The organism is Kitasatospora putterlickiae (genome assembly GCF_039527695.1).
Lineage (GTDB): Bacteria > Actinomycetota > Actinomycetes > Streptomycetales > Streptomycetaceae > Kitasatospora > Kitasatospora putterlickiae.
This window is the reverse complement of sequence record NZ_BAAAKJ010000495.1, coordinates 1-6,737: the sequence shown is the minus strand read 5'-3', so window position 1 is coordinate 6,737 and position 6,737 is coordinate 1. Positions and strand designations below refer to the sequence as shown.

Genomic DNA, 6,737 nt, shown 5'->3' with positions numbered 1-6,737 from the left:
CCGCGTCGGCCGCGCTGCCCGCCGTGCCGACGGCGAGGTCGGGCTCGGCGGCGAGCGCCGCGGCCAGTGCCTCGGCGAAGATCCGGTGGTCGTCGACCACCAGGACGCGGATCCGCCCCATCGTGACTTCCCCCCTGCTCAGCTCCGGCCCGCGTCCGGGACGGCGCCCACGTCCCGCCGCCGTTGTCCGGGCGCTCCTGCGCCGACAGCCTCCCGGATGACCGGAAGCGCCGAGGTGCCGGCCCCCACCGGTACCGGAATCAGCGTACGGGGTGGGCGCCGACCCGGTGGGGGTTTGGTGAAGTTTCGTCAGGAGGTGCGAAATTGGCGTGACTTGGTGCCTCGATCAGCCATCCCCGCCGGTCGCGGAAACGCCGGAGCGCCGTCCCCCCTGGTCCGAACGGGGGGGCGGCGCCCGGTGGACCGGCGGAGCCGAGGGGCCTACAGGCCGTTCTTCTCCAGGGTGAACTTCCAGGCGTCGGCGACGATGTCGTCCAGGTTCGGGCGGCGCGGGGTCCAGCCCAGCCGCTGGTGGGCGCGCTCGGCGGAGGCCACCAGCACGGCCGGGTCGCCGGCGCGGCGGCCGGAGACCACCACCGGGATCTCCCGGCCGGTCACGCGCTTGACCGACTCGATCACCTCGTGGACCGAGAAGCCGCTGCCGTTGCCCAGGTTGCAGATCAGGTGCTCGCCCGGCTTGGCGGCGTCCAGCGCCAGCAGGTGTGCGTCGGCCAGGTCCGCGACGTGGATGTAGTCGCGGACGCAGGTGCCGTCCGGGGTCGGGTAGTCGTCGCCGTACACCGCGATGTGCTCCCGCTGGCCCAGCGCCGCCTGGAACACCAGCGGGATCAGGTGCGACTCGGGGTCGTGCCGCTCGCCGTACACGCCGTACGCGCCCGCCACGTTGAAGTAGCGCAGCGAGACGGCGGCCAGGCCGTGGGCGACCGCCTCGCTGGTGATCAGGTGGTCCACGGCCAGCTTGGTGGCGCCGTAGGTGTTGGTCGGCGCGGTGCGGGCCGTCTCGGCGATCGGCACCGACTCCGGCTCGCCGTAGGTGGCGGCGGTCGACGAGAACACCAGCTTGCGCACGCCCGCCGCGCGCATCGCGCTGATCAGCTCCAGCGAGCCGGCCACGTTGTTGCGCCAGTACTTCTCCGGGTCCGCGACGGACTCGCCGACCTGCGAGGAGGCGGCGAAGTGCAGCACGCCGTCGAAGGAGCCGTCCAGGACCTCGCCGGCCTCCTGGATCCGGCCCTCGACGAACTCGGCACCGGCCGGCACGCCCTCGCGGAAGCCGGTCGAGAGGTCGTCCAGGACGGTCACCTGGTGCCCCGCCTCCAGCAGGTGGGCGGCGACCACACCGCCGACGTAGCCGGCGCCACCCGTGACCAGGTACTTACTCATGATGCGACCTCCAGCGGGCGATGGACCGCCGTCGGCGGACCATCGGAGACGTACGTACGACTGCGGCCTATTCTCCCTGGCCTCCGGGGGTGCTCCGACCATCAGGAGGGCCTCCCCGGCCCGGCCGCCCGGCCGTCGCGCGTCCGCCGCCCGCACGCCGCGCGTCCGTCAGCCGCGCGCCATCCGCTCCAGCAGTCCGGTGCGCGCCGCGACCGCCGCCGCCTCCAGCCTGGTCCGCGCGCCGAGCTTCATCAGCACCCGCTGGACGTGCGTCCGCGCCGTGCTCGCCGCGATCCGCATCCCCGCCGCGATCGCCGCGGTGTCCTCGCCGTCCGCGATCCGGGCCAGCACCTGGACCTCCCGCCGGGTCAGCAGGCGCAGCAGCCGCACCGCCTCGTCGTCCGGCTCCGCCGCCGGTCTCAGCAACTGGTCGAACGCGCCGCGCAGCACCTCCACCGTGACCGCCGCCTCCCCCGCCCGGGCCCGCGCGATCGCCCGCTCGACCACCTCGATGCGCTCGTCGCTCGGCACGTACCCGGCCGCCCCGGACGCGAACGCCCCCGCCACACCCCGCAGTTCACCGACCGGCCCGAGCACGATCACGGCCACCTCGGGCCGCTCCCGGCGGATCCGCCGCAAGCCGTCGAACGCCCCCGCCTCACCCGGCGCGGCCACCCCCAGCAGGCACACCTCCGGCCGCCGGCCCGCCACCAGATCGGCCGCCGACGACGCCGGCGACCCCACCGCGAGCACCCGGTGACCGCGCAGCTGGAGCGCGGTGGCCAGCGCCTCCGCCAACAGCCGGTGGTCGTCCACCACGACGAGGCGAACACCCATGAGACCCCTCCAGGTCGGCGTCCGCCCACAGCCCCGCCCGGCTGGGGAACGCGGCCGATGACGCACCATCAGAGCGCATTCCGTACCCGACTTGCCAGACCGTCTCACCGGACCGTCTCACCACCCGACCGGGCGGGTACGACCGGCAGGCGCGACGAACGGGCACAACGAAAAGGACCCCCGCCCTGAGGCGAGGGTCCCGACCGAGCCCCCATGCGGAATCGAACCGCAGACCTTCTCCTTACCATGGAGACGCTCTACCGACTGAGCTATAGGGGCTTGTTCCCTGTTCGCGCTCCCCGGCTTCGCTTTCCGCTCCACCCGACCGCTCGAACAAGGAAGACATTACACGGCCGGCGGGCCGATTGGGAAATCGGTTCCGGCCGCCCGGCCGCGCATCACACCCGCCGCCGCGAGGTCCGTTCCGCTGGTCTCCGGCAGCGCCCGCAGGCAGAACAGCGCCACCACCCCCCACACCGCCAGGTACCAGCCGACCGGCTCCGCCGTCCCGTACGCCTCGGTCAGCCTGGTCGCGATCAGCGGCGTCGTCGCGCCGCCCACCACCCCGCCCAGGTTGTACGTCAGCGCCGCCCCCGTGTACCGCACCCGGGTCGGGAACAGCTCCGGCAGGAACGCCGCCAGCGGCCCCAGCAGGCACCCCAGCACCACCATCGCCCCCGCCAGCGCCACGAACATCAGCCCCCGCCGCTCCGTCTCCAGCAGCGGGAACAGCACCAGCCCCCACGCCACCGCCAGCCCCGTCGCCCCCTGCAAGGTCCGCCGCCGCCCCCACCCGTCACTGCGCCGCGCGCTCAGCCACACCGTCACCGCCTTCCCGGCCGCACCGGCCAGCAGCATCGACAGCACCACCGTGCTCGGCACCCCGAGCCCCGTCGTCGCGTACGCCAGCGCGTACGTGGTGGTCAGGTAGAACAGCGCGTACCCCACCGTGATCGCCCCGCACCCCACCAGCACCGTCCGCCAGTGCCCGCGCAGCACCTCCACCACCGGCGCCCGCTCGGCCCCGCTCCGCGCCTCGCCCCGGAACAGCGGCGTCTCCTCCAACCGCAGCCGCACGAACAGCCCCACCGCCACCAGCGCCAGCGACGCCAGGAACGGCACCCGCCAGCCCCAGGACCGGAACGCCGCCTCGTCCAGCCCGAGTTGCAACGCCAGGAACACCCCGTTGGCCAGCACGAACCCGGTCGTCGGCCCCAACTGCAGATACGCCCCGTACCGCCCCCGCCGCCCCGCCGGCGCGTTCTCCGCCACCAGCAGCGCCGCCCCGCCCCACTCCCCGCCCAGCCCCACCCCCTGGCACACCCGCAGCACCACCAGCGCCACCGGCGCCCACCACCCCCACGCCGCGAACCCCGGCAGCACCCCCACCGCCGCCGTCGACAGCCCCATCAGCAGCAGCGACACCACCAGCGTCGTCTTCCGCCCCAACCGGTCCCCGAAGTGCCCGAACACCACCGCCCCCAACGGCCGCGCCAGGAACGCCACCGCGTACACCGAGAACGCCGCCAACAGCGCCCCCACCGTGCCCAGTTCGGGAAAGAACACCTCACCGAAGACCAGCGCCGCCGCCGTCCCGTAGATGAAGAAGTCGTAGAACTCGATCGCCGTACCGATCAACGCCGCCGCAGCGGCCCGCCGCATCTGCCCCGTCGCGCCCATGCCCCCACCCTGGCGCCCCCGCCCCACCCCCAACAGCGCCCACCCGAGTGACACCCGCGCCCCCACCCACCCCCCACGCCCCCCGGCGCCGCCCTACCCGCCGTACGGGTTCCCGCCCGGCGGAGGCGGCACAGCCCGCCGCCGCGCGACCACCACGATCACCGCGACCACCAGAACCACCACCCCGGCCGCCACCCCCACCACAACCGGCACGACACTCCCCGCCCCGGAATCCTCCTCCCCCACCGACTCCCGCCCCGGCACCGACGCCCCCGCCTCCCCCGGCACCGGAGCAGCGGAGGCGGACGGCGGAGCGGACGCGGACGCGGACGCGGTTGATGTCGGCACAGCAGCCGGAACGGGAGACACATCCGCAGGACCAGGATCACCGGGATCCGTCAGAGCCACCCGCGGCCGCACCGCGCCATACCCGGCATCATCCGTCCGGACCGACCCGTCCGTCGGCTTCCCCGCCGTATTGATGAGCACCCTGAGAACCTGATTCGCCGTCCAGTCCGGATGCGCCGCCCACACCAGAGCCGCCGAGGCGGAAACCAGCGCCGCCGAATCCGAGGTGCCGTGGCTCTTGCAGTAGCCGGTCGAACCGGTGCACGACTCGATCATGTCCACACCGGGCGCAACGAGCGTGACCTGCGGCCCGCGCTGCGACTCCGCTGCCACCACACCGTTCCGGTCAGCCGCCCCCACACCGACAACATTGGGCAGCGCCCCCGGATACTCCACCTGATTGCCGGACTGTGCCGAGTTTCCCACGCTGGAAACGACAAGAGAGCCCTTGGCCCTGGCCCGGGTCAGAGACGCATTCAGCTTCGCCACGTCAGAGTCGGACGCCCTGAACGCGGCAATGCCCTGGGAAACGTTGATCACCCGGGCTCCCTGCTCCACCGCGTAGTCGACGGCCTGCCCGATCTGGCCGAGGAACTCCGTGGCGACCATCGGCTTCTCCGAGCCATTGGCGATCTTCAGCGGGAGGATCTTCACCCCCGGAGCAAGCCCGTACGCCCCGTTACCTCCATCCCCTTTGCCAGTCCCTGCGATGAGGCTGGCCATCTGGGTGCCGTGCCCCTCCGCATAGCTCCCCACGCCGCCTGGGCTGTCACTGAAGTCCCTACCCGGAAGAAATTGTCCCGCCAGATCCGGATGGTCCAGCTTGAAGCCACTGTCGATGACCGCAACCGTGACGCCCTGCCCCTTGGTGATCTTCCACATCTCCGACGCCCTCATGGCATCCAGATGCCATTGGTCCTCGCGGATCGTGTCAGCGGCCATGACCGGTGAGCTGGCGAAGACTCCGGCGACCACGAATCCCACGACGGACGCACGCCAACGCACACACACGCCCGCCCGCCGCGTCACCGGGCGTACGGATTGTCGCTCGGCGGGGCCGGCGGCCCGTACGCCGGAGGCGGCGGCACAGCGCCCGGCGCCGCTTGCTGCGGCCTGGCGGCCCGCCGCCGCGTGACCACCACGATCACTGCGACCACCAGGACCACCACCCCGGCCGCCACCCCCACCACAACCGGCACGACACTCCCCGCCCCGGAACCCTCCTCCCCCACCGGCTCCCGCCCCAGCGCCGACGTCCCCGCCTCCCCCGGCACCGGAGCAGCGGAGGCGGAAGCGGTCACCAACGGCGTCGCCGACGGAACGGCGGGGGCGGTAGGCGCGGGCTGCCCGACCGGCTGCTCCTGGATCGGATACGCATCCGCCGGTCCCGGGTCCCCCGGCTCCGTCAGAGCCACCCTCGGCCGAACGATGCCGTATCCGATCGCGTCATTGCGCTGGGCGCCGTCGTCAGCCTTGCCTGCGGTATTGAGCAGAACCCGAGCAACCTGGTTGCCGGTCCAATCGGGGTGCACCGCCCAAACCAATGCCGCCGAGGCTGAGACAAGCGCTGTCGCATCCGATGTGCCGTGACCCTTGCAGTAGCCGGAGGAGGCCGAGCAAGAGCTGTAGATCTCAACCCCCGGGGCCGCCAGGTCTACCTGCGGGCCTCGCTCCGACTCCGCCGTGACCGTTCCGTTCTGGTCGACAGCGCCAACCCCGAGCACCGTCGGAATCGCCCCGGGATACTCCACCGGGTTCCCCTTCTGTGCCGAGTTTCCGACACTGGCGACAACTAGCGAACCCTTGCTCCTCGCATGCGTCACCGCGTCAGTGAGGGCTGTGACAGCCATTGGGGTGGCGTTGCTCGCGGCACTGCCCTGCGAGATGCTGATGACCTTGGCACCTTGGTCGGCCGCATAGGTAATGGCCTGGCTGACTTGCGTGAAGAACTCGGAAGCGTTCACGACGCCACCCACGTTCTCATCATTCTTGATCTTCAGCGGCAACAGCTTGACACCGGGAGCGAGACCGTAGGCTCCTTGTCCGCCAATTCCTTTGCCGGTTCCGGCGACAAGCCCGGACATCTTCGTACCGTGGCCACTCTTGTCATCCCCGAGACCGCCAGGGAGGCCGCTGAAGTCCTTGCCCGGCAGGAACTGCCCGGCAAGATCTGGATGGTCCAGGCGGAATCCGCCGTCGATCACGGCAACAGTGACTCCCTGCCCCCTGCTGACCTTCCAGATCTCGGCCGCCTTCATCGCGTCCAAGTGCCACTGCTGGTCGCGGATCGAGTCCACTGCGGCCGCCGGCCCCACGGCCGGGCCGACCACGATGCCGGCCGCCAACAGTGTCGCGGCGAACCCCCGCCCGCGCACACGTCCGATCGTCCGCCGCATTACTGCTCCCTCGTCACTTTCCCCGTCGGGCCAGGCCAGCGCGCCGCGCAGGACTGCCCGGCCACCGGGTGT

The 6,737-nt window shown here is 72.2% G+C and carries 5 protein-coding genes, 1 tRNA gene and 1 pseudogene; all 7 read right to left on the bottom strand.

Annotated features, from left to right (window positions below):
- Nucleotides 1-121, bottom strand: a pseudogene (locus tag ABD308_RS37870) (DNA-binding response regulator); the annotation flags it as partial.
- Between the two features lie 320 nt (nt 122-441).
- Nucleotides 442-1,404: a UDP-glucose 4-epimerase GalE gene (gene galE / locus ABD308_RS37865; RefSeq protein ID WP_344345382.1), complete on the bottom strand. Its 963-nt coding sequence runs from the start codon at nt 1,402-1,404 to the stop codon at nt 442-444.
- A 168-nt stretch (nt 1,405-1,572) separates the two neighbouring features.
- Nucleotides 1,573-2,241 (bottom strand): LuxR C-terminal-related transcriptional regulator, encoded by a 669-nt coding sequence (locus ABD308_RS37860; protein WP_344345380.1) that lies wholly within the window; start codon nt 2,239-2,241, stop codon nt 1,573-1,575.
- A gap of 206 nt (nt 2,242-2,447) precedes the next feature.
- Nucleotides 2,448-2,520 (bottom strand) — tRNA-Thr (locus ABD308_RS37855).
- 66 nt (nt 2,521-2,586) lie between these two features.
- A complete protein-coding gene (locus ABD308_RS37850; RefSeq protein WP_344345378.1) occupies nt 2,587-3,921 on the bottom strand; it encodes an MFS transporter in 1,335 nt (444 codons plus the stop codon).
- Nucleotides 3,922-4,014: 93 nt separating this feature from the next.
- Nucleotides 4,015-5,211, bottom strand: coding sequence for a S8 family serine peptidase (locus tag ABD308_RS37845; RefSeq protein ID WP_344345376.1), 1,197 nt, complete (start codon nt 5,209-5,211; stop codon nt 4,015-4,017).
- 83 nt (nt 5,212-5,294) lie between these two features.
- Nucleotides 5,295-6,737 (bottom strand): type VII secretion-associated serine protease mycosin (gene mycP, locus ABD308_RS37840; RefSeq protein ID WP_344345374.1); only part of this gene is annotated, 1,443 nt, incomplete at its 5' end.

What these genes read in the sequence shown, in the direction of transcription:
- galE (WP_344345382.1), bottom strand. Translation starts at nt 1,404, where the DNA reads ATGAGTAAGTACCTGGTCACGGGTGGCGCCGGCTACGTCGGCGGTGTG.
- ABD308_RS37860 (WP_344345380.1), bottom strand. Translation starts at nt 2,241, where the DNA reads ATGGGTGTTCGCCTCGTCGTGGTGGACGACCACCGGCTGTTGGCGGAG.
- ABD308_RS37850 (WP_344345378.1), bottom strand. Translation starts at nt 3,921, where the DNA reads ATGGGCGCGACGGGGCAGATGCGGCGGGCCGCTGCGGCGGCGTTGATC.
- ABD308_RS37845 (WP_344345376.1), bottom strand. Translation starts at nt 5,211, where the DNA reads ATGGCCGCTGACACGATCCGCGAGGACCAATGGCATCTGGATGCCATG.